Source organism: Halomonas sp. ALS9 (assembly GCF_001651035.1).
Taxonomy (GTDB): domain Bacteria; phylum Pseudomonadota; class Gammaproteobacteria; order Pseudomonadales; family Halomonadaceae; genus Vreelandella.
Genome location: NZ_LXRG01000200.1, coordinates 1 through 22,400, shown reverse-complemented (window position 1 = coordinate 22,400; position 22,400 = coordinate 1). Strand labels below are relative to the sequence as shown.

Below are 22,400 nucleotides of genomic sequence, written 5' to 3'. Positions count from 1 at the left end.
GAACGTCGCCTCGGTATGCGCTTAACGTCGATTCGCTTAGTCGGGTTCAAGTCCTTTGTGGATCCCGTCACGGTGCCCTTTGATGGCAATATGACCGCCATTGTGGGTCCTAACGGCTGCGGAAAATCCAATATTATTGACGCCGTGCGCTGGGTGATGGGGGAGTCCTCCGCCAAAACCCTGCGCGGCGAATCCATGGCCGACGTTATTTTTAACGGCTCCACCGGCCGTAAACCGATCAGTCAGGCGTCCATAGAACTCAAGTTCGACAATCGCGACGGCGGCATGGGCGGTGTTTATGCCCAGTATGCGGAAATTGCCGTAAGGCGCTTGGTCACCCGGGACGGACAGTCCAACTATTTCTTTAACGGTCAGAAGTGCCGTCGCCGCGATATCGCCGACCTGTTTATGGGTACCGGCCTTGGGCCGCGCTCCTACGCGATTATCGGCCAGGGAATGATTTCGCGGCTGATCGAAGCGCGCCCCGACGACCTGCGCTCAACGCTTGAAGAGGCCGCGGGGATCTCCAAGTACAAAGAGCGCCGCCGGGAAACCGAAAACCGCATGCGGCGCACCCAGGAGAACCTGGAACGCCTTGACGATATTCGCGAAGAGCTGGATAAGCAGCTAGAGCGTCTCAAGCGTCAGGCCGAAGCCGCCAAACGCTATCAAGACCTAAAAGAGCAGGAGTATCGACTTAAGGGTGAGCTGGCGCTATTGCGCGGGCGCGCCTTGCGGGCGGAGCAGTCGCATCAAGAAAGCCGTGTCCGCGAATTGGAAATAGCCGTTGAAAAAGATGTCTTCGGCGTACGCCAGTGCGAAACCCGTCTGGAGCAAGCTCGCGAACAACACGACGAACTTTCTGAAGTGCTCGACCGCCACCAGCAGCAGTTCTTTGAAACTACCACGCGGATTGCGCGTTTAGAGCAGGATCAGGCCCACCGGCGTAGCCGTGAAACTCAGTTGGCCAGTGATATCGCCACGGCGCGGCGCGAGTTAGACGAGCAGCGCCGGGTCAGTGAAGGCGATCAGGCGCGTTTAGCCGCCATTGACGAGCGCTTTGACGATCTGCTCCCGGAACACGAAGCGCTGGAAGAGCAGCTTGAAAGCCTGGAACAGGCGTTGGCCGACGCCTCTCCTGCACTGGAAGCCGCCGAACAGCAGTGGGCCGATGCCGAAACCCGCTGGCGAGATGCCAGCCGCGATGCAGATCGCAGCCAGGATCAACTGCGTGATCTTGAACAACGTATTGCGCGCCTGCAGGCGGAAAACCAGCGCCGTCGCCAGCAGCGCAGCGAGGTCGCCGATCTCACCGCGCTACGTGAAGAGCACGCCGTGTGTGAGGCGCAGTTAGCCGATGCCCAGCAGCAGGCGGAAGGTTTTCAGACCCAGCGCGACCAGTGGCAGCAGCGCTACGGCGATGCCAAAGCGGCTTACCAGCAGGCAACTCAGGCACGGGATCAACAGCGCGCCGAACTCAGCCAACGCCAGGGCGAGCTGGCTTCGCTGCAAGCATTAATGGACGCCGCCTTAGCCGATCACGATCCGGCCATTGGCACGACGCTGGAAGCGCATGGCTTGGCGGATGCGCCTCAGCTTGGGGAAGTGCTGCAGGTAGCGCCCGGCTGGGAAACGCTGGTGTCCTGGCTGCTGGCGCCCTGGCTCAATGCCCGTCTGGTGGCGCGCGAGCAGCTGGCTGCTTTGCCCGAGGCGTTAGCCACGGACTGGCGGTTGATCGATCAAACGTCGCCTGCCGCCTCAGCATCAGGGCAGCGGCTGGATGGCTTGGTAAAAAACGCAGGGGCGCTGGGCGAATGGTTAGCAAGCATTCACTATACGCAAACCGCTGAAGAGGCGAAGCAGCAGGTCGCGCACCTGGCCCCTGGCGAAAGCGTGGTGAGCCAGGATGGGGTTTGGTTAGGCCGCGGTTGGCTGAGCCAGCAGGCCAACGGCGAAGGTATCGATGGGCTACTGCTAACCCGTCGCCGCTACGCCGAACTGACCACTCAGCGCGAAAGTGAAGAAGAAGCGCTGGCGCTGGCGGAAGAGCAGTGTGAGGCTGCCAGTGAGACGATTGAAACACTGGAGCAGACCCGCGAGCAGCAGGCCGAACAGGAGCGTGCCCACGCTACCACCCTGCAACGGCTGGCGGTGAAAGAGCGCAGTTTAGCCCAGCGCTTGGAACATCTAGAAAGCCGCGCCACTGAGCTCGATGCTGAACTTGCCCAGTTGCAAGAGGATGAAGCAGAGTTAGCGCTTACCATCGACGAGCAGCGCGCCCGCTGGGACGTGGCGATGGAACAGTTGGAACGTGCAGCGCAAGCGCGGGAAGCCAGCGCCGAGCAGCGCAACCAGCAACGCGAAGCGCGAGAACAACTCACTCAGCAGCATGCTCCACTCAAAGCGCAGCAGCAGGCGTTGGCACTTGAGCGGGAACGTTTAAGTGCCGAGCGCGATAGCCTGCGCTCCCAGCAGGCGCGCTCCAGCGACTCTGAAGAGCGCCTAGCGCTGCGGATTGCCGAGCTGGAAGAGTCGCGGGAGATGTTGATTGAGCCCGATGAACTGGCAGGAGAAGAGCTCGAAGAACTGCTTCACCAGCGCGAGCAGCAGGAAGGACGCTTAAACGCTACTAAACAGCAGGCTCAGGGGCTGGCAGAGCAGCTGCGCAATGATGAACTGGCCCGCCAACAGCACGAGCGCAACCTGGAACAGAGCCGCGAGCAGTTACAGCAGCGGCGTATGGATGCCCAGGCGCTAGCGCTCAAAGCCGCCACCCAGGATGAGCAACTGGCGGAATTAGGTCATAACGTTGAAACGCTTACCGAGCAACTGCCCCAGGAAGCGACGGAAACCCGTTGGCAAGAGCTCTTGGAAAGCACCACAGATAAAATCCGTCGTTTGGGGGCGATCAACCTGGCCGCCATTGAGGAGTACGATCAGCAGGCCGAACGGCGTAATTACTTGGAGGCCCAGCACGCCGAGCTGACCGAGGCGCTGGAAACCCTCGAAAGGGCGATCAAACGAATCGACCAGGAAACCCGCGTGCGTTTCCGGGAAACCTTTGAGCAGGTGAATACCGGGCTACAAACCCTTTTCCCACGCGTATTCGGCGGCGGTGCTGCATGGCTAACGCTCACTGGTGATGATCTCTTAGAAACCGGCGTGGCGATAATGGCTCGCCCCCCGGGTAAAAAGAACAGCACAATTCATCTACTTTCGGGCGGCGAGAAGGCGCTGACTGCGCTGTCGCTGGTATTTGCGATCTTTCAGCTTAACCCCGCGCCGTTCTGTATGCTGGATGAAGTGGATGCGCCGCTGGATGACGCCAACGTCGGACGTTACGCTAGGCTAGTGAAGGAAATGTCTGAAAACGTTCAGTTTATCTATATCACCCACAACAAGATCGCCATGGAAGCCGCCGAGCGTTTGATGGGGGTCACCATGCAGGAGCCAGGCGTTTCGCGTTTAGTCTCGGTGGGTATTGAAGAGGCAGCGGCGTTAGTTGATTAAAGCAAAACTAAGAAAGTGTTGTGAGTGAGTCCTGAATAATCTATTTCGAGCGACAAAGCGGGAGAGACAAACGCCAAGTGGGTAATCTTTTATTGGCTAAATGCGTAAAAAAATGTCCTAAAGCGCTCAACTTAACTATATTACCCCTACTAATAGCGCGCTTGAGATGGTTAAACGGCTTATAGAGAGAATATACACTGAAGGGTGAGACGGCTGTCAAAACGGCTTTTCTTGCTTCTAGGATTCCTTTATAAAGCTAATCATAGATGTTAGAGCAAATGATTGTGGCACTTTTGTTTGAAGTTAAGGTCGAACTGCTTCGCCTCAAACAGTGTCAAAATTTTGCCAAAACGTGAAAATCGCGTTAAATACAGCAAAAATTGGCCATTTTCACCACAATCGCGCTATGCTTGGTGACAAGTACTTATCAAATAGCAGTTACAGTTATCCAAATTCAGGCATGCCTTTTTAGACCCAGTGCCTTAGCAACCGGCAAGACGACCATGGAACGTTCGACATGGAACTAAGAGAGTGGCTAATCATTTTAGGGCTGGCGTTGGTATCGCTCATCGTTATTGACGGTGTGCGGAGACTTCAACGTCAGCGACGCGTACCCCGTCTGGATCAGGCGGAGAAAGATCTTTCCGGCAGTTCGCTCGATGATCCCGATGAGGCTGCTAAAGCCGCGGAGATCAATTGGGAACTTCCTAATGGCGGTGCGCGAGTTGTTAAGCCCGCTGACTATAGTGGCTTAGGTAATAAACCAAAGTTAGAACGTCAAGAGCATCCAGGGCCCTCTAGGGTGCTTTCCGAGTTTAGACGTTCAGCCTCTGCTAAAGCGGCCAAGCGAAAAGCAGATAAGGCAAGCAAACTAGATAAAGCGGCATCAATTGCGAAACCAGCGCCCAGCGCAGCGGTTTATCCCAGCGTAGCTACTAAGCCAGAGCAGCCAGTGACTTCTGTCGCGGCTACTTCATATGCTGCCAATAATGCGCCGACAGAACACGAGCGTCGCGAGCCCAGTATCTCAATGACCGACGCTTCGCCAATTGAGACGTCGCAAGTCAAGGAAGCTGTACCTCAGCAGCCTGCTTACTCTGTTGCGACGTCCAATGTTGCGACGACTAATGCTGCGACGCCCAATGCTTCGGCGGCTGAAGCTGCAGCGACTCGACCAGCGGCCTCTGACGCCATCTCGCTTTCTGCCAGTGAAGCAGACACTGAAATGTCGGCACCGCTCCGCTCTGAGCCTGAATATGAACCAGAATCTGAGCAAATAGCTGAGAAAAAGACTGAGCAAGAACCTGTACTGCGGGCGGAGCCAGAAGACGCCGTGTTTGCTAAGCACGCCAATGAGCACTCGCCTAAGCGGCGCCAGTTGCGCTCTGACACAGTGGGTGAATACGACGAGTTGGATGATGACGAAGTTGATGAATATCGCCTAGTCGACTTTGAAGGCATGGGACGCTCGCTGAAGCGTCGTCTAATTGCACGGCGTAAAGAGAAACAGCGTAAAAAAGCCGAGAAAGCAGTGCGTGATAAAGCCTTGGCCAAACAGAAGGCTGAGCGTAAAGCATTGGAAGCAGAGCAAAAGCGTGAAGCCAAAGAAGCCGCCGACGCAGAGCGTGCGCGTCTCGCCCAAGAGCAGGCCCAAGCCCGTGAAGAAGCAGCAGCTAGTGCGGCGGCTGCAGATAGGCTCGCCGCTCAGCAACGTGCTGCAGAGGAAGAAGCGCGTCGCTACGAAACCAGTGAGTATTCCCAGGAAGATGGTTTTGAAGAAAGCTTTGAGGCTAACGCTTATGACAGCCAAGCTGCCGACGAGCGTGAGGTGAATGAGAGAGTTCGCATACACCCAACGTTAGAAAAAGCGTTACGTCATGATGTGAGCGGTGAGCACGCTAAAGAAACGCTGACTAACGCAGAAGAAGTCGTGGTGATTAGCGTGCTCTCCAGAGACCCGGAAGGCTTCGATGGCACCAAACTGCTCGACCTGATGATGGTGTGCGGTTTGCGTTACAGTAGCGCAATGGGCGTATTCCACCGCTTTGAAACCGAGAGCGATGATAGCGAGCTTCAGTTCTCGATGGTGAACGTGGTTAAGCCGGGTACTTTCCCCATTGAAGAAATGGGTGAGTTTATGACGCCGGGTATCACGCTGCTGATGCCGCTGCCTGGCGCCATTGATAGCGCCGCTGCCTTTGAAGCGATGGTAGAAACCGCCATGGTCGTGGTACGCCATATGGGCGGTGAGCTGAAAGATGAAAACCGCAGCGTGATGACCGCACAAACCATCGAATTCGCCCGTCAGCGGGTGCGTGAGTTTGAGCGCCGCCATAGGCTGCACCGTCAGATGCAAGCGCGCTAAACGTCGCCCACTAACCGACGAAGCAGCACTTGCCGCGAACACCCGCCTTCTTGCCAGAAGGCGGGTGTTTCTGTTCAATACGCTGACGTTTTGTCATTTTTATGTTTTTGAAACTTAGCTTTTTTAAATTTAACTTTTGCATTTTCGCTGCCGCTTTTAGCTAGTACTGGAACCCATCCTAATGAGTCAGTCTGATTCTCAATCTCTGGAAGAGATTACCCAACTGCGGGCCGCCCTGGACGAGGCCAACTACCGCTACTACGTGCTCGATGAACCGACGCTCACGGATGCCGATTACGATCGCAAATTTCAGCGCCTACAGCAGTTGGAGAGCGAACATCCAGAGCTGGTGACCACCGATTCGCCGACCCAGCGCGTTGGCGCTGCCCCTGCGGACGGCTTTCCTTCGGTGGCCCACGCGATCCCCATGTTGTCGCTGGATAACGCCTTTAGTCGTGACGATATTCACGCCTTTGCCGAGCGGGTGGCCGAGCGCCTTGAATGCAGCGCAGACGACGTTGAGTTTACCTGCGAGCCAAAGCTGGATGGTGCCGCCGTCTCGCTAGTCTATGAGCAGGGCGTACTGGTAAGCGGAGCGACCCGAGGCGATGGCCGCACCGGGGAAGGCATTACCTCAAACCTGCGCACATTGCGTTCGGTGCCGTTAAAGCTGATGGGCAAAAACGTACCCGCGCTGCTGGAAGTCCGTGGCGAGGTGATTATGCGCCACGCTGGCTTTGAGGCGCTGAACGAGCGAGCTCGGCAAGAAGACAGCAAGGTCTTTGCCAACCCGCGTAACGCAGCGGCGGGCAGCCTGCGTCAGCTCGACCCGCGCATTACGGCTAAGCGTCCGCTGGAGTTTCACGCCTACCAAGCTGCACGCTTGGAACCGGATCTTGGCGATACGGCTCACAGCGAATTAATGGCGCGGTTATCCACACTAGGGTTTCGTGCCAGTTCAGAGCTGCAGATAGTCAAAGGCCCCCAGGCTGTTGCCGACTACTGCGAGCAGCTAGGCGAAAAGCGTGACGGTTTAGGGTTCGATATCGATGGCGTAGTGATCAAGGTGAACGATCTGCGCTACCAGCGAGAGCTTGGCTTTGTCGCCCGCGCGCCGCGCTGGGCGGTGGCGTTCAAGTTCCCTGCCCAGGAAGAGGTCACTACGCTTAACGATGTGGAGTTCCAGGTTGGCCGTACCGGGGCGATTACCCCCGTGGCGCGTCTTCAACCGGTGACCGTAGCAGGCGTGACGGTTTCCAACGCCACGCTGCACAACGCCGATGAGATTAAACGCCTGGACGTCATGATCGGCGATACAGTCTCAATTCGCCGGGCCGGTGATGTAATCCCCCAAGTGGTGAGCGTGCACACCGAGCTGCGCCCCGCAGATGCAAAGGCGATTATTTTCCCTGAACACTGCCCAGTGTGCGGTTCGGATATCGAGCGCCTTGAAGGCGAAGCGGTGGCGCGCTGTTCCGGCGGCCTTTATTGTGCCGCGCAGCGTAAAGAGGCGCTTAAGCACTTCGCTAGCCGCAAAGCGCTGGATATTGACGGCCTGGGTGAAAAGTTGATCGTGCAGTTGGTCGATCTGGACTGGGTGGAAACCCCGGCGGCGCTGTTTCATTTAACCGTCGAGCAGCTACAAAGCCTGCCGCGTATGGGCGAGAAATCAGCTACCAACTTGGTCAACGCGCTTGAAACAGCTAAGTCGACCACCTTGGCACGCTTTATCTATGCCCTAGGTATTCGTGAAGTAGGCGAGGCCACGGCTGCCAACCTAGCCAATCATCTTGGTACTTTAGACGCCATTCAAGCCGCAGAGTTGGAAGCGCTGGAAGCGGTTAACGATGTCGGCCCGATTGTCGCCGCCCATGTGCATACCTTCTTCCGCCAACCGCACAACCAGGAAACCATCGCCGCGTTGATTGACGCGGGCATTACCTGGCAAGAGGCGGAAGTCACCCAGGGCCCCACGCCGCTGGAAGGCCAAACCTGGGTGCTTACCGGCTCGCTTGAGAGTATGACCCGAGATGAAGGCAAGGCGCGCCTGCAGGCGCTGGGCGCCAAGGTGGCGGGCAGCGTCTCGAAAAAAACCACCTGCCTGGTCGCTGGCGAAGCCGCGGGCAGTAAACTCACTAAAGCCGAACAGATGGGCGTGGAAGTCGTCGACGAAGCCACCTTTATTGAACGTTTAGCAGAGTGGGAGCAGCGCTAATGAGCCGTTTTATTGAAGTACCCGCCAGAATGCTTCCGCCGGATACCCTCAATGCCTTGTTAGAGGCGTTTGTGACCCGCCAGGGCTACGACACCACTGATACCACCGGCGAGGGTATGCACGGCTGGGTAGCCGAGCTGAAACAGCAGCTAGAGCGTAATGAGCTGATCATCGCCCATGACCTTGAGCTGGAGATGACCGAAGTGATGACGCTGGCTCGGTGGCGATCGTTTGGCCGCGATATCGCCGACGACGAGGAAGAGGGCGATATCTAAGCCTATGTTCTAGGTGTTAGGTGTTAGGTGTTAGGCGTTCTTGCCACGAATAATCGCGCTGATAATGCGCCGCCCTGGATGCAAGTGATCGACTAGCGGCGCTTCCAGTGGCATTGGCTCATCGCAGATTCGTGAGGCAATGACCTCGGCGCATAGCGGCGCGCTGGCTAATCCCCGCGAGCCGTGGGCGGTGGATATCCACAGGCCGGGGTAGTGCTCACCGGGCGTATCTGCCACCCGGGTGGCGTCTTTGCTGAGTAATGCATAGTCAGCGCGCCATGCCGCTGCCACCGGTACCGGCCCTGCGTAAGGGGTCTTGTCGGGGCTTGCTGCCCGCACCGCCGCGCGGCCTTGAAGGTGTTCCGGCGTCAGCTCGATACCTGCCTGAGCCAACTCCTCTACCAAAGCGGGCAGCGTCTGGCGCAGCTCATCGATATTGCGCTGATGGTCGTCAGCCGTCACATCAATCGTTGCGTTATTGGGCACAAAGCTGGCGCCGAAGGTCAGCACGCCCTCCAGAGCAGGCGCCACATAACCCCCGGCGCACACCACTCGCTTAGGGCCGGCTACTTCTTTGGGTAGCTGCAATTCACTAATCTGACCGCGCACTGACTGCAGTGGCAGCTCCTCCGTTTGCGCAAAGCGGTTGGTCAAATGGGCGCTGGCAATCACCACCTGATCCGCCTCAACCGTGCTGCCGTCGGCCAAGTTGAGCTGCCAGCCGTCCTCTAGTTGGGTCAGGGAGCTAACCTCGCCTTGTTGGAAGGAAACACCTGGCTGGCTAAGTAAATGCTCACATAGCGCCTTCGGCCTTACCCAGCCCGCCTGTGGATAATAAAGCCCGTGAGGGGCGTCAATGGCCATGGCCGCCGTCTCGGATAGCGCCGGGTTCTCCAGGGCGGTAACCACCTCGCCGGGCAGCGGGTGCTGTTCGATAAAGCGCTGCTGGCGACGCGCCTCTTTAACGCTACTTGCCAATTGCACCACGCCACAGGGCTGCCATAAAGGAGCTGTGGATAACGACTGTGTTAATAGCTGCTGCGAAAGCCAGCGCTGGCTATACAGCAAGCCAGCGAGATAAACCCTGCTTTGGTGGTTGGTCTCAGCCGCTAGCTTTACATACAGCGCACCCTGGCGATTGCCTGAACCACCCGCGGCGGGGGCTTCGCGCTCTACTACGGTTACCTTAACCCCCCGCCGCGCCAGCGCCGCCGCCATGCTGCTTCCTGCTAGCCCGGCGCCGACGACGACAACGTGCTTTGCTGAAGCCGCAGGCAGCGGCGTAAACCAGGGCGTTGATTGGCGGCGCTGATCCGCTGGCGGCGTTTCGATACTGCCTGCCAGCATCTCCCGCTTGCGGCCATAGCCCGGTACTTTCTTCCAGTTAAAACCTGCCGCTTTGAGGCCCCGCTTGACGATGCCTGCGCAGGTAAAGGTGGCGAACGTCGCGCCGGGGCGCGAGCGGGCGGCCATGGCGTTAAACAGCGCCGGCTGCCACATATCGGGGTTTTTAGACGGCGCAAAACCGTCTAAAAACCAGGCGTCGACTAGACCATCTAACTGTTCCAGGCGCTCGGTGGTGTCGCCGAAATGTAGATCCAGGGTGACGCGCTCGGTTAAGTTCAGGCGGTGAATACCGCTAACGGCGGCGGGCCACTGGGCACAGAGTGCCTGTGCATAACTGGCGAGTGAGGGCCAACTCGCTAGCGCTTGTTCAAGGGCGCCAAGCGCTAGGGGAAACTTCTCTGTGGATAACAGATGCAGCCGTGCAGAAGGCGGGGCATGTTGCTCGAAACAGGCCCAGGCGCAGAGCATGTTTAGCCCGGTGCCAAAGCCTGTTTCACCAATCACAAAGGGCCGCGAGGCCTCCCAGGCAGCGAAACGCCAAGGAAGGTGGTTGGCGCCCAGAAACACATGTTCGGTCTCTGCGCGCCCATCGCCACGGGTAAAGTAGATGTCATCAAACGCTGTTGCGTGGGGGGCGCCCTCGTTCCAGGTCAGTGTGGGCGTGGTTAATGCCGCCAGCGGTGGCAAAGCGTTTGAACGTTGGGTCACGCGGGTATCCGTATTGATGAACAGGTGGTTAAAAAATGATCAATTTGTCGGCGCTGGCGTTATCTCTGGCTTAGCGCAAAGCGTCCGCCGGGTTTGCACAGAGTTTTCCACAGGCTCTGTGTAAAAGCATACGGATCCTCCACACTCGCCTATTGAGGTCAAGGCAAAACTTTCTTGAACGGCTTAACAATAACCTTGGCATACACCCCTGCAATCATGTAAGGGTCGGCATCGGCCCAGGCCTTGGCGTCTTCCAGGCTGGCAAATTCCGCTACTACCAAGCTGCCGGAAAAGCCTGCATCACCGGGGTTTTCAGCGTCGATGGCGGGGTGGGGGCCAGCCAGTACCAGGCGGCCTTCATCGCGCAGCGCTTCCAGGCGCGCTAAATGGTCGGGCCGAGCAGACAGGCGACGCTCTAAGCTATTGGGCACATCTTCACTCATAATGGCATACAGCATGGGGGTTAACTCCTTGATTAAACGAGGATGCATCGTGACCGCTAATTGACCGCACTGGCATAAGCGCGCACCATATCTTACCCATTGCGAAGGCTTTATTCACAGCTGAAAAACGCATTCTGACAAACTGGCCACACGGCGTCATGCTTATGCCTCTACTTCCCACTACTTTTGATGCCGATCAACGCTACCCGGTTGATTTGCACATGCACTCCACCGCTTCCGATGGCGCGCTATCGCCCACCGAACTGGTGACGCTGTGCTTCGAGCGTGGGCTGACGCACATGTCGCTCACCGACCACGATACCATGGACGGCATTGAAGAAGCGGGCCGTGCGGCGGAGCAAGCTGGGCTGTGTCTTATTCCCGGCTGCGAGTTATCCACACGCTGGCAGGGGGTCAATATTCATGTGGTGGCGCTGTTGCCCGGCGGCTTGCAGGGGCCAATGGTGGAAGGCCTGATTCAGCAGCGGGAAGCGCGTATTCAGCGTGCTGAAGTCATCGCCGAAAGGCTGGAAAAAGTCGGTTTATCCAACGCGCTGGAAAAAGCGCGCCTGCACGCAGGCAGCGACCGCCCCCTGGGCCGACCGGACTTTGCCCGCGCGCTGGTGGAGGAAGGCGTGGTGCCCGACTGGGCCAGTGCCTTCAAGCGTTATTTGGGCAGCGGCAAAAAGGGCGATGTTAAAGCCCACTGGCCGGAAATCAGCGAAGCGGTAGGTTGGATTGTCGACTCCGGCGGTGTGGCCGTAATTGCCCATCCCCTGCGCCACGGCTTAACCCGGCGCAAGCGTGGCCTATTGATGGATACTTTCCAGGCCGCGGGCGGACAGGCGGTGGAGCTGGTCAGCGGCCAGCAGAATCCGGATAGCACCCGTGACCTGGCGCGTCAGCTAGTGGAGCGCGAACTGTATGCTTCCATGGGCAGTGATTTTCACTTTCCCGGCAGCCACTCGGCCCCCGGCAGTATGAGCCTGGTGCCGCGCACGGCGGCGCCCCCCATATGGCAGCACCCACGTCTGGTGCACCTGCGCGATGCGCCCGCTGGAATGCTGGCGGCAGGGGAACCCGCTTAGCGTTTACGCTATGTTTTAGAAGTGCAGTGATAAGAGTACGGTTATACGAATACGTTTATATGAGTACAGTTGTACGAATGCGGTACAAGAAGAGCCTACGGATAGGAGCTACCAATGAGCCAATACTTTCAGATTCACCCGGAAAACCCTCAAAAACGCCTGATTGATCAGGCGATTGCCATCATTCGTAAAGGCGGTGTGGTGGCTTACCCTACGGATTCGGGCTATGCGCTCGGCTGCCACCTGGGCGAGAAGAAAGCCATCGAGAAGATCAAATGGCTGCGTTCACTGGACGATAAACACAACTTCACCCTGGTGTGTTCCGACCTCTCGGAAATCGGCACCTACGCCAAGGTGGATAACGACGTGTTCCGGCTTCTGAAAGCCCACACGCCTGGACCTTACACCTATATTCTGGACGCCACATCCGAAGTGCCGCGCCTGCTGCTGCACCCCAAGCGCCGCTCCATTGGTGTACGCGTGCCGGATCACCGCATTACCCACGCGCTATTGGCGGCATTGGGTGAGCCGCTGATGAGCGTCACGCTGATCCCGGTCGGCGATGATCTGCCCATGAATGACCCGGAAGAGATCCGCGAGCGCTTTGGCGCTCATCTGGATGCCATTATCGACGGCGGTGCCTGCCATTTAGACCCCACAAGCGTTATTGACCTGCGTGAACTGCCGCCGACAATCATCCGTGAAGGGCGCGGCGATATTTCGCCTTTCGTCGGCTAACAGCACTTCTTGAAGGCTAATTTTAAGGCAAATCCTTGACTCGTAGGCATATCGGGCAGGGATTCGCTTGGTTTTATTGTTGTTTGAATGATCAATGAAAATAAAATATGATCCTTGTGCTTATTTTCGATAATAAATCGTGATCCTTTAAGGCGAGGACTCGCCTCGTCTTTTTGAGATCGCCTATTCCAGGAGATCATTTAATGACGAAACCTTTCACTTCTCGCCTCTTTAGTCTCGCAGCGTTAGCCAGTTTGACCGCATTACCTTTGGCCAGCCATGCGGCTAGCGATGATGCTGAAATGTGTGCTCAAGAAGCCTATGCGATGGGCCTGCGCTATCAGCAGCAGTCTGCAGAAGCGGCCGCCCTGCAGCGCCAGGGGTTTGCCCTCGCCACCTATCGGCTTGAGGATCAGATCGAGGCGCATGGTGGCAGCGACGGCTTGGCTATCATTACCGACCTGGATGAAACGGTGCTGGATAATAGCGCGCTGTTGGTTCGCGATATGCAGGCGTGCCACGACTACACCACCTGGGACACCTGGAAGCATTGGGAACGTGAAGGCGAGCCGCGCTTAATGCCGGGAGCCAAAGCGTTTCTGGATTTTGCGGACGAGCAGGGCGTGGCCATTTTTTACGTCTCCGACCGCTATCAGGAGAACGAGGCCGATACGATCGCCACTCTAGAAGCGCTAGAGCTGCCCCAGGTCTCTGAACAGAGCGTGATGCTATTAGGGCCTGCCAAGGCGGAGCGCCGTGCCGAGGTGGTTGATAACCACACCCTAGTAATGCAGTTAGGCGACTCGCTTCACGATTTCGCGGGTGACTTCGCCGGTGCCGATCTGGAACAGCAGCACGGGCTGGTTGAGGAGAATGCCGAGCGGTTTGGTAACGACTGGATTGTATTCCCCAACGCAACCTATGGCGCTTGGAGCGATGCCGAGCTAGATGCCTGGGACGCTCCCCACGAAGTGGAGTGATCGGTTAGATAACCACTCCATTGCGCATTAAATGAACGCTGCGCGCTCCAGGTTAGGCCATTGAGTTTTTGTTTCTAAGCAACTTAGTCTAGCTGTCCTGGGGCGCGTTTTTGTCTGCGTCTCCCTCGTCACTGCTTTTTTGAGCTTCCTCTTTTTTGTCGTTGTCTTTCTTGCGTGGGTCTTCGCTGTCTTCATCAAGCCAGGTGCCGCAGCGCAGGCAGTAGTGGGCGCGCTTTTCATGGCGGTCGTGCCCGCAGCCAGGGCAGGCTTCCTCGGAGTAGCGATCCTCACGAATCGAGCGAATTACCTGGGCGGAGAAAACCCCGGTGGGCACCGCAATAATCGAGTAGCCGAGTAGCATCAGCACCATGGTGATCGCTTTGCCCAGAGCGGTGGCGGGGACAATGTCGCCATAGCCGACCGTGGTCATGCTGACAATAGCCCAGTACATCGACATGGGAATACTGGTAAAGCCAGCCTCCGGCGATTCGATGGTGTACATCAACGCCGCAAACAGCGTGATCACCATAAAAATGGCACTGAAAAACAGCAGTATTTGCCGCAGGCTGCGTTTGAGGGCATCAATTAACAGGCCTGCTTCACCGACAAACTCCATCAAACGCAAAATGCGGAAGATACGCAGCACGCGTAGGATGCGCACAATCACCAACCCATGGGCGCCAGGTACCAGCAGCACCAGCCAGGTAGGCAGAATCGCGATTAAATCGACGATGCCATAAAAGCTTTTTAGATAGAGTAATGGCCGCTCCAGGCAGTAGATGCGCACAATTAGCTCAAGGCTAAACAGCAGGGTAAGGATCCACTCAACGTAAAAAAACAGCGCCCCGTAGTGCTCCGCATAGCGCTCAACGCTACCCAGCAGGATAACCGCGACGCTGATGAGAATGGCCACGATCAAGGCGATATCAAACGCCTTAGCGCCCGGCGTGTCGGATTCGAAGATGATGTGGAACAGCCGCGCGCGCAGGCCTTCTCCGCCAGGGGTTAAGTTTAAATTCATCGCATCATCCTGAAGTGAGCCTCAATCCTGTCCTGAAAAAGGGGGATAAACCGCTAGCGTAGCGCGGTTTGGTGCGCCAGGCGATGGGCGAGTGCTAACGCCGCTTTACCGTAAGCCTTCTTGGGCTGGCCGTGGGCATCGAGTGCGCTGGGAAGCGCCTGGGCATAGCCGCGCGAAGTGACATCCAGTTCGGGGTGATCGGCGAGGGTGGTCAACGCCTGCTGGGCATCGCTTAGAAAGCTGGCCTGCTGGCTGTCGTGGTAGGCGTCCAGTGCCAAGGTGGCGCGGTGTTGCCACTCCGCTGGGGAGTGCGCTTGCGGTAGCAGCCAGCGTTGCTCGCTCAATGCATTACCCCGGGCCGCTTTGCTGCTGTCTGAAGGCCGCAGCGCTATCTGTTCGGCAAGGGTTAATGCCAGTGCCCACAGCGCTTCCGGGTCGCCGCCTTTAAGTTCGAGTTCTGCTTCGCGAATCGGTGTGCGGTAGCCACCGCTAATAATTTCGCCCTCATCCAACACCAGCTCAATATGACTCTCCTGGCCTTGTGCACCCTCTTTTAGCTGCCAGCTACGCCGTGTGAAATCGGTGCTGAGTTGGGGGGCGAGGGCATCGAGCACACCGCTAAGCTCACCTTGAAAAGGGGGGAGTTCGGCAAGCGTCGCTAAATCTAACCCAGGCCCCGTAATCTGCCACTCCCACTCTTGGCGTTGCGAGAGCCCGCCGCCGCCCTGACCCGCGGTTTTTACTGTTTGCAGTAGCTGACCATCCACCTGGCGTAGGCGCAGCGCAATGCGTGCCTTGGCCAAATCTCCCTGGGGGGAATCAAAATAGGTATTGGTCAACGATTGCTGAAGCGCTGGTTGTGACGCCAGGCGCGGGTGTTGGCGCAGCGCGGCAGGCCCCTCTGGAGTGAGGGCTAGCTTTAGCTCCACTTCGATGGGGGTTGGTGTTTTCATGATGTTCGCCACCTCGTTTTCGTGACATTTAGATGAATATTTGATTACATTTATGAACTTTTCATGACGGCAGCGGGCGCACTCTTTATACTGGCGCCGCCATTTCCAGGCTCCCCGAAAACAGGCTTAAAGGCACTATGGTTACCTCCAATCCTTTTTCTTCGATGTTTGGCCGCTCGCCATTCCAGCCGCTACTGGCGCACATCGTCAAGGCCAATGAATGCGCCGACCAGCTATTGCCGTTCTTCGAGGCATCGCTTATTGGTGACTGGGACAAAGCGGCTGAACTGCGCGAAAACGTCACCCGCTTAGAGCATGACGCCGACACGCTGAAAACCGAGCTGCGGTTGAACCTCCCCAACACCATGTTCCTGCCCGTCTCGCGTTCTGACCTGCTCGACTTGATTAGTGTGCAGGACAAAATCGCCAATAAGGTGCGTGACATTACCGGCATTATGCTGGGGCGTAAAATGCGCGTGCCGGATGAACTGGCCGAACCGATGCGTGACTACATCCAAACCAGCGTGGCTTGCGTGGCTCAAGCGCGCCAGGCGCTGGAAGAGCTTAAAGACCTGCTTGAATCCGGCTTTGGCAAAAATGTCTCCGATGTGATGCAGAAGATGATCCGTGAACTGCACACCCTCGAGCATCAGGCCGATGACCAACAGGTGACCATTCGTCGCCAGCTGTTCGCGCTTGAGAGCCAGCTACCGCCTGTAGATGTGATCTTTCTCTACAAGATTATTGAATGGGTGGGTGAACTATCCGACCGCGCCGAGCGTGTGGGTAGCCGTCTGCAGATCCTGACTGCCCGCTAAGGGGACTTTCATGCTGATTATTGCCCAGCACGGTGAAATTTTTATCATCCTGGCCTGTTTGTTCGGCTTCTTTATGGCCTGGGGCGTTGGTGCCAACGACGTCGCCAATGCGATGGGAACCTCGGTAGGGTCGAAAGCGATCACTATCAAACAAGCGATCATTATCGCGGTTATTTTTGAATTCCTTGGCGCTTGGTTAGCTGGTGGCGAAGTCACCGCGACCATTCGAGGGGGAATGCTTGACCCCGTACTGTTGGCGGATAACCCCCAACTGCTGGTTTACGGGATGCTCTCGGCGCTGTTAGCTGCCGCCATTTGGCTGATGATTGCCTCTTCCCGTGGATGGCCGGTATCTACTACCCACTCCATTGTCGGTGCAATCGTCGGTTTTGGTGCCGTAGGCCTCGGCATGGAAGCTGTGGCATGGGGCAAAGTAGGTCAAATAGCCTCCAGCTGGATTGTTTCGCCACTGCTTGCTGGTACGATCGGTTTCGTGTTGTTTAAGTCGGTTCACCACCTGATTTTTGAAAACGACGACCCCTTTGCCGCAGCCAAACGCTACGTGCCAGGCTATATCTTCCTGGTCGGCTTTATTGTCTCCATGGTGACGCTGACCAAAGGTCTGTCCCACGTTGGTTTGGATCTCAGCTTTGGCCAAAGCCTGCTGCTCTCCATTCTGCTGGGTGTGGTTATCATGGCGCTGGGTGTTTTTATGCAGCGTCGGGTCAAATACGTGCAGAACGACAGCGATCACTTCGGCTATGACAACGTTGAGCGCGTGTTCGGCGTGCTGATGATCTTTACCGCCTGCGCCATGGCCTTTGCCCACGGCTCTAATGATGTAGCCAATGCGGTGGGCCCGCTAGCGGCGGTTATTAGCGTTGTACGGAGCGAAGGCGTGATCGACAGCGCTGCGCTGGTGCCCTGGTGGGTGCTGGTGCTAGGTGGCGGCGGTATCGTGGTGGGTTTGGTCACTTACGGCCATAAAGTGATTGCCACTGTGGGCACCGGGATTACTGAACTGACGCCAAGTCGTGGTTTTGCCGCTACCTTGGCAGCGGCGACCACGGTGGTGTTGGCCTCAGGAACTGGCCTGCCCATTTCGACCACGCACACCCTCGTTGGCGCAGTACTGGGCGTTGGCTTGGCGCGCGGTATGGCCGCGCTAAACCTGCGGGTTATCGGCACCATTGTGATGTCCTGGCTGATCACCCTACCCGCGGGCGCGGGCCTGGCGATTCTGTTCTTCTTTATGTTCAAGGGCATGTTCGGCTAACAACAGGCTCGCATGCGCTTATAAGTCGCCAAGCGGTAACATCACAGCGGCATCTTCATGTTTTTCTGCATTAGTTTGAGCAGATTTACATTAGAAGGTGCCGCTGTTTTTTGTGCTCTGGTAAAGTAACCTGATTGGATGTGGTAAACGTCTGATATTTCTTTCACCTGCTGCCGGAGAGCGGCCCTTGGATACGCGCTTCCCCTTTGTTGATTGGTTTCGTAACGCCTCCCCCTACATTAATGCGCACAGGGGGCGAACCTTTGTCATCTTAATTGAAGGCGAAGCGATGGCGTCTGGGCGAGGGGAGCAGCTGATCCAGGATTTGGCGCTGCTGCATACCCTGGGCGTGCGCCTGGTGGTGGTGTTTGGTATTCGACCCCAGGTGCATGAAGCCCTAACGGTGGCAGGCGTTGAGCCCACCCGTATCGAGGGCCGCTGGGTCGCCGACCGCGCGGTGATGGCCCATGTAGAGCAGGTCGCTGCCCATCAACGGCTATGGCTGGAAGCGCGGCTCTCGCTAGGCCTGCCCAGCACGCCGCTGCACGGTGTTGAGCTCAGCGTGATCTCCGGCAATCTGGTGACTGCCAAGCCGTTAGGCGTACGCGAAGGGGTCGATTTCGACCACAGCGGCGAAGTGCGCCGGGTGCGTGCCAGCGCCATTGAAGGCCTGCTGGAAAAGGGCTCGCTGGTGCTGCTGCCGCCGCTGGGGTTCTCCAGCACCGGCGAGGTGTTTGATCTAGACGCTTCAGAAGTTGCCCAGCACGCTGCCGTGGCGCTAAAAGCCGATAAGCTGATTCTGCTCGGCGAGTCGGAAGGCTTGGAAGATGAGCACGGCGCACTGCTGCGCCAGCTCTCCCCAGCGGAGGCGGAGCCGCGTTTAACCCACGCCGTTCCAGGCAGCGAGTTAGCCCGCCATTTACAGGCCGCCTGCACCGCCGCACGGGAAGGCGTGGCGCGCACCCACCTGCTCTCCTGGCGCAACCACGACGCCTTGTTAGGGGAGCTGTTCACCCGCGACGGCGTGGGTACCATGATCACCCAGCACCGCTACGAACAGCTGCGCCCGGCCACGCTTAACGATGTAGCTGGCTTGCTGGAGCTGTTGGAGCCGCTAGAACGGCGGGGCATGCTGGTGGCGCGCTCCCGTGAGCGGCTGGAACATGAGATTGATGACTACATGGTGATCGAGCGCGATGGCATGGTGATTGGCTGTGCGGCGCTGCACGTGTTCACTGATACCAGCATTGCCGAGCTGGCCTGCGTGGCGGTTCACGACAGCTACCGCGGCGGCGAACGCGGCGAGCGCTTGGTCGAAGCCATGGAGCGCCGCGCCCGCCAGCGCGGTTTAACGGAAATATTTGTGCTGACGACCCACACCGCACACTGGTTTGTCGAGCATGGCTTCCGTACCGCCAGCCTGGAAGACCTACCCCCGCTAAAACGCGAAACCTACAATCACGCCCGCAAATCGAAGGTGCTGGTCAAGCAACTAACGTGACTCGCTTTTAAAACGGGCTAATCGTTAGCACCGCTGATTGATGAGCTGGAGCCCGGCGCTATGGAAAACAGCGCCGGCTTTTTTTGCGCTTCTTGCTGAATATTGTCGTCAATCGGTGTGTCGTAGGTTTTGAGCAGATAACCCAGCACCGAATAGAAACCCACCATGGCGATTAGGTCGATGACGGCGGTGCGCCCGATTGCCTCGGCAAGCTCTGCTTCCTGCTCTCTGGCCAGCATGCGCTCGTCAAATAGCGCATCCACGGCCTTGACGATAAGCCCGTCAACGCCTTCGGGGTTACCGCGAAGGGCATTGATGCGGGCCTCGGAGAACCCTAGAGCGAGCGCTCGACTGACATGGTGGGCCCACTCGTACGCTGAGCCCATACGTAGGCCAGCGCGAAGAATCACCACTTCGGTCAACTCCGGGCCTAAGGCATTCTCCTTCACAACGTGTTGGCGCAACGGTGCCCATGCTTTAAGCAGGGCCGGGTGGTGGGCCATGGTGCGGTAAACGTTGAGTGCGCCAGCAAAATCTTCGCGTAAATCCGCGATCTCTTCAGGCCAGTCGGCATCGGAAACAGGCGGGCAGGGAGACGGTGTCACGGGGGTTGTCATGGCTGAGCTCCAGTCAGATCGTTATTTGAGATGGCTGTTTGAGATAGTTGTTATTTCATCATCACTCTGCGATAGCGGCGTCGATGGCCGCGGCAATACGCTCAATGAGCAAATCTACTTCGTCAGGGGCAATGATATAGGGCGGTGCCAGCAGGATATGGTCACCGCTAATGCCATCAATAGTGCCGCCCATTGGGTAGCTGATCAGGCCCCGCGCCATGGCCTGACGTTTGATCTTGGCGTGAAGCTTGCGAGCCGGGTCGAACGGCGTTTTGCTTTCCCTATCCGCCACCAGCTCGATACCGCGAAACAAGCCTCTGCCGCGAATATCGCCCACATGGGGCGAGGCACCAAGCGCCGCTTCAAGGCCGCTCTGCAGTCTCGCGCCCATGGCATTAACGTTTGCCATTGTTTCCGGACGTGCAATGATCTCAACCACTTTATTGGCGGCTGCAGCGGCGACAGGGTGACCAAGGTAGGTATGGCCATGCTGAAACAGCCCAGACCCATTGGCGAAGCTGGCGTAGAGTTTGGCCGATAGCATCACCGCGCCGATAGGCTGATAGCCGCCCCCTAGCCCTTTGGCGATGGTAACGATATCCGGCGTTACCCCGTCTTGTTCGCAGGCGAAGACGGTGCCGGTTCTGCCCATACCGCACATCACTTCATCGAGAATCAGCAGTACGCCGTATTTATCGCAGATGGCACGCACGCGTTTAAAGTAATCCGCCTCAGAGGCGACCGCCCCTAAGGTGGCACCAACGACGGGTTCGGCCACAAAGGCCATGACCTCGTCGGGGCCTAGCGCCAGAATCTTTGCCTCAAGCTCATCGGCAAGCCTTGCAGCGTAGGCCTCCGGAGACTCATCGTCGCCCTTATCGCGATACGCATAGCAGGGCGATACGTGGTGGGTTTCGGGCAGGATGGGCTGAAACTGCTGGCGCCGCATGGCATTGCCACCGGTGGCCAACGCGCCGATGGTGTTGCCGTGGTAGCTCTGGCGTCTGGCAATGATGTGCCGCCGCTGGGGCTGATTAATCTCGACAAAGTACTGCCGGGCCATTTTCAGCGCCGCTTCAACGGCCTCTGATCCACCCGACACCAAATAAACATAATCCAGCCCGACCGGGGCTAAATCCACGAGTTTTTCAGCAAGTTCTTCGGCGGCATCGGTGGTGAAAAAAGCGGTATGGGCGTAACAAAGGCTATCGATCTGTGCGCGCATGGCGGCCAGCACTTCCGGGTGAGCATGACCGACGCTGGTAACCGCTGCACCCCCCGATCCATCCAGGTAGCGCCGACCCGTGGTATCGGTGATATAGACACCTTGCGCTGACGCGGCATAAGGAAGTGCCCCGCCAATACCGCGGTGAAGAATACGCGTCATAGCCCCTGACCCTCATTATCAAACGGTGAGTAATTCATACGACAATGAGATTGGCACACTCACAAAGATGTTTGCAACAAATAAATCATTTAAATATAATATGAGTCACATGGATCATTTTCTCGCAGAGCCAACCCTTATTTCTTCACAGAGCCAACCACTATGCAGCCAAGCGATTCGCTGAGAGAGCAGATGATTGCCCAGTACGATGCCATGTCACCGCAGCTGCAACAGGCCGCGCGCTATGTGCTTGAGCATCCCGAGGAAGTAGCGCTGGTCTCCATGCGCGAGGTGGCACGCCTAGCGGGGGTACAACCCGCCACCATGACCCGGCTGGCCAAGTTCTTGGGGTTACCAGGGTACGATGAACTTCGGGCGCATTATGCGGCGGCGCTTAGGCAGGGCGGCGATGGCTTTGCGGCTAAGGTTCGCCAGCGGGTTGATGGAGGTAGCGAAACGGTAGCCAGCGATATCGCCATTCATATGCTTCAAGGGCTAAGTGCCCAGCTGGCTAAACTCTGCGAGCCCGATTCGCTCCGGCGGCTGGAAGCCACCGCCGATAGACTGAGGTCAGCGCGAAAGGTCTACGTGCTAGGTTTACGCTCCAGCCATGCCATTGCCTGGCATTTCCATTACGTGATGACCCTACTGGGCGAGCGTTCGGTTCACCTGGATGGCCCGGGGGGAACCGGCGGAGACGCGTTAATTCGTGCGACACCGGAAGACGTTATGCTGGTTATTTCCATCAAACCTTATGCAACAGGGACGCTGGAACTGGCCCAGTTGGCAAAAGAGAAGGGGGTGGGCATTGTTTCGATCACCGATAGCGAGGTGTCGCCGCTGGTAGCGCTGTCAGAGCAGGCTATCTTTTGTCCCACGGAAAGCGACAGCTTCTTCCATACGCTAACTCCTGCGTTAGCGGTCTCCGAAGTGCTGTGCAGCTTATTGGCGGAATTCGACCGGCCTAAGACGCTAGAGGCGTTGCAGCAAGCGGATGATCACCTCTCGCATCTCAATACCTGGCGGTCTCCAACTCTAAGTGCAACACTCGGTCAATGAATGCCTGATGGCGCCTCCTGAGTGCGCTTGATCAGATTCATAAAAACCTCTAGCGGCGGCTTAAATCCCAGCCGCTTTCGGGGACGGGTATTCAACTGG

Annotated in this window: 17 protein-coding genes; 11 read left to right on the top strand and 6 right to left on the bottom strand. The window is 57.5% G+C overall.

Annotated elements, in window-relative coordinates:
• The first annotated feature begins 15 nt into the window (after positions 1-15).
• The 4 genes from smc (at position 16) to A6R74_RS17715 (ending at position 8,365) form a co-directional block, all read left to right on the top strand.
• Positions 16-3,510 carry a chromosome segregation protein SMC gene (gene smc / locus A6R74_RS17730; protein WP_064235817.1) on the top strand — a complete coding sequence of 1,165 codons (3,495 nt, stop codon included), beginning with the start codon at positions 16-18 and terminating at the stop codon, positions 3,508-3,510.
• Positions 3,511-4,027: 517 nt separating this feature from the next.
• Positions 4,028-5,875 (top strand): cell division protein ZipA, encoded by a 1,848-nt coding sequence (gene zipA / locus A6R74_RS17725; RefSeq protein ID WP_064235816.1) that lies wholly within the window; start codon positions 4,028-4,030, stop codon positions 5,873-5,875.
• Positions 5,876-6,056: 181 nt separating this feature from the next.
• The gene (gene ligA / locus A6R74_RS17720) at positions 6,057-8,090 is read left to right on the top strand and encodes an NAD-dependent DNA ligase LigA (protein ID WP_064235815.1); all 2,034 of its coding nucleotides are present in this window, start codon (positions 6,057-6,059) and stop codon (positions 8,088-8,090) included.
• On the top strand, positions 8,090-8,365 hold the full coding sequence (locus tag A6R74_RS17715; protein WP_064235814.1) for a YheU family protein: 276 nt from the start codon (positions 8,090-8,092) through the stop codon (positions 8,363-8,365). The genes ligA and A6R74_RS17715 overlap by 1 nt, the downstream gene beginning before the upstream one ends.
• 30 nt (positions 8,366-8,395) lie before the next feature.
• On the opposite strand, the gene mnmC is transcribed toward A6R74_RS17715, so the two are convergent.
• Positions 8,396-10,420, bottom strand: coding sequence for a bifunctional tRNA (5-methylaminomethyl-2-thiouridine)(34)-methyltransferase MnmD/FAD-dependent 5-carboxymethylaminomethyl-2-thiouridine(34) oxidoreductase MnmC (gene mnmC / locus A6R74_RS17710; RefSeq protein WP_064235813.1), 2,025 nt, complete (start codon positions 10,418-10,420; stop codon positions 8,396-8,398).
• A gap of 158 nt (positions 10,421-10,578) precedes the next feature.
• Positions 10,579-10,878 (bottom strand): YciI family protein, encoded by a 300-nt coding sequence (locus A6R74_RS17705; protein WP_064235812.1) that lies wholly within the window; start codon positions 10,876-10,878, stop codon positions 10,579-10,581.
• Positions 10,879-11,021: 143 nt separating this feature from the next.
• Here A6R74_RS17705 and A6R74_RS17700 point away from each other — a divergent pair, with 143 nt between their 5' ends.
• The 3 genes from A6R74_RS17700 to A6R74_RS17690 all read left to right on the top strand — a co-directional run bounded on the left by A6R74_RS17700 (position 11,022) and on the right by A6R74_RS17690 (position 13,669).
• Complete coding sequence (locus A6R74_RS17700) at positions 11,022-11,951, top strand: PHP domain-containing protein (protein ID WP_064235811.1); 930 nt, start codon at positions 11,022-11,024, stop codon at positions 11,949-11,951.
• Positions 11,952-12,065: 114 nt separating this feature from the next.
• Complete coding sequence (locus A6R74_RS17695) at positions 12,066-12,689, top strand: L-threonylcarbamoyladenylate synthase (RefSeq protein ID WP_064235810.1); 624 nt, start codon at positions 12,066-12,068, stop codon at positions 12,687-12,689.
• A gap of 203 nt (positions 12,690-12,892) precedes the next feature.
• Entirely contained in the window at positions 12,893-13,669 is a 777-nt protein-coding gene (locus A6R74_RS17690) for a 5'-nucleotidase, lipoprotein e(P4) family (RefSeq protein ID WP_064235809.1), read from the top strand.
• 88 nt (positions 13,670-13,757) lie between these two features.
• On the opposite strand, the gene A6R74_RS17685 is transcribed toward A6R74_RS17690, so the two are convergent.
• The gene (locus tag A6R74_RS17685; RefSeq protein ID WP_064235808.1) at positions 13,758-14,690 is read right to left on the bottom strand and encodes an ion transporter; all 933 of its coding nucleotides are present in this window, start codon (positions 14,688-14,690) and stop codon (positions 13,758-13,760) included.
• Positions 14,691-14,743: 53 nt separating this feature from the next.
• Positions 14,744-15,643, bottom strand: coding sequence for a CYTH domain-containing protein (locus tag A6R74_RS17680; RefSeq protein WP_064235807.1), 900 nt, complete (start codon positions 15,641-15,643; stop codon positions 14,744-14,746).
• Between the two features lie 137 nt (positions 15,644-15,780).
• On the opposite strand from A6R74_RS17680, the gene A6R74_RS17675 reads away from it, so the two are divergent.
• The 3 genes from A6R74_RS17675 to argA all read left to right on the top strand — a co-directional run bounded on the left by A6R74_RS17675 (position 15,781) and on the right by argA (position 19,238).
• Positions 15,781-16,461, top strand: coding sequence for a TIGR00153 family protein (locus tag A6R74_RS17675; protein WP_064235806.1), 681 nt, complete (start codon positions 15,781-15,783; stop codon positions 16,459-16,461).
• Between the two features lie 10 nt (positions 16,462-16,471).
• Positions 16,472-17,737 (top strand): inorganic phosphate transporter, encoded by a 1,266-nt coding sequence (locus A6R74_RS17670; RefSeq protein ID WP_064235805.1) that lies wholly within the window; start codon positions 16,472-16,474, stop codon positions 17,735-17,737.
• 187 nt (positions 17,738-17,924) lie between these two features.
• Positions 17,925-19,238 (top strand): amino-acid N-acetyltransferase, encoded by a 1,314-nt coding sequence (gene argA, locus A6R74_RS17665; protein WP_064235804.1) that lies wholly within the window; start codon positions 17,925-17,927, stop codon positions 19,236-19,238.
• A gap of 17 nt (positions 19,239-19,255) precedes the next feature.
• On the opposite strand, the gene A6R74_RS17660 is transcribed toward argA, so the two are convergent.
• Both A6R74_RS17660 and A6R74_RS17655 read right to left on the bottom strand, forming a co-directional pair.
• On the bottom strand, positions 19,256-19,855 hold the full coding sequence (locus A6R74_RS17660; protein ID WP_064235803.1) for a carboxymuconolactone decarboxylase family protein: 600 nt from the start codon (positions 19,853-19,855) through the stop codon (positions 19,256-19,258).
• Between the two features lie 61 nt (positions 19,856-19,916).
• Entirely contained in the window at positions 19,917-21,242 is a 1,326-nt protein-coding gene (locus A6R74_RS17655; protein WP_064235802.1) for an aspartate aminotransferase family protein, read from the bottom strand.
• A gap of 162 nt (positions 21,243-21,404) precedes the next feature.
• Here A6R74_RS17655 and A6R74_RS17650 point away from each other — a divergent pair, with 162 nt between their 5' ends.
• Positions 21,405-22,301, top strand: a complete 897-nt coding sequence (locus A6R74_RS17650) for a MurR/RpiR family transcriptional regulator (protein WP_064235801.1) — start codon at positions 21,405-21,407, stop codon at positions 22,299-22,301.
• Positions 22,302-22,400 lie beyond the last annotated feature (99 nt).

Coding starts and splice junctions, on each gene's coding strand:
- smc (WP_064235817.1), top strand. CDS start 16: ATGCGCTTAACGTCGATTCGCTTAGTCGGGTTCAAGTCCTTTGTGGAT.
- zipA (WP_064235816.1), top strand. CDS start 4,028: ATGGAACTAAGAGAGTGGCTAATCATTTTAGGGCTGGCGTTGGTATCG.
- ligA (WP_064235815.1), top strand. CDS start 6,057: ATGAGTCAGTCTGATTCTCAATCTCTGGAAGAGATTACCCAACTGCGG.
- A6R74_RS17715 (WP_064235814.1), top strand. CDS start 8,090: ATGAGCCGTTTTATTGAAGTACCCGCCAGAATGCTTCCGCCGGATACC.
- A6R74_RS17705 (WP_064235812.1), bottom strand. CDS start 10,878: ATGCTGTATGCCATTATGAGTGAAGATGTGCCCAATAGCTTAGAGCGT.
- A6R74_RS17700 (WP_064235811.1), top strand. CDS start 11,022: ATGCTTATGCCTCTACTTCCCACTACTTTTGATGCCGATCAACGCTAC.
- A6R74_RS17695 (WP_064235810.1), top strand. CDS start 12,066: ATGAGCCAATACTTTCAGATTCACCCGGAAAACCCTCAAAAACGCCTG.
- A6R74_RS17690 (WP_064235809.1), top strand. CDS start 12,893: ATGACGAAACCTTTCACTTCTCGCCTCTTTAGTCTCGCAGCGTTAGCC.
- A6R74_RS17685 (WP_064235808.1), bottom strand. CDS start 14,690: ATGAATTTAAACTTAACCCCTGGCGGAGAAGGCCTGCGCGCGCGGCTG.
- A6R74_RS17680 (WP_064235807.1), bottom strand. CDS start 15,643: ATGAAAACACCAACCCCCATCGAAGTGGAGCTAAAGCTAGCCCTCACT.
- A6R74_RS17675 (WP_064235806.1), top strand. CDS start 15,781: ATGGTTACCTCCAATCCTTTTTCTTCGATGTTTGGCCGCTCGCCATTC.
- A6R74_RS17670 (WP_064235805.1), top strand. CDS start 16,472: ATGCTGATTATTGCCCAGCACGGTGAAATTTTTATCATCCTGGCCTGT.
- A6R74_RS17660 (WP_064235803.1), bottom strand. CDS start 19,855: ATGACAACCCCCGTGACACCGTCTCCCTGCCCGCCTGTTTCCGATGCC.
- A6R74_RS17655 (WP_064235802.1), bottom strand. CDS start 21,242: ATGACGCGTATTCTTCACCGCGGTATTGGCGGGGCACTTCCTTATGCC.
- A6R74_RS17650 (WP_064235801.1), top strand. CDS start 21,405: ATGCAGCCAAGCGATTCGCTGAGAGAGCAGATGATTGCCCAGTACGAT.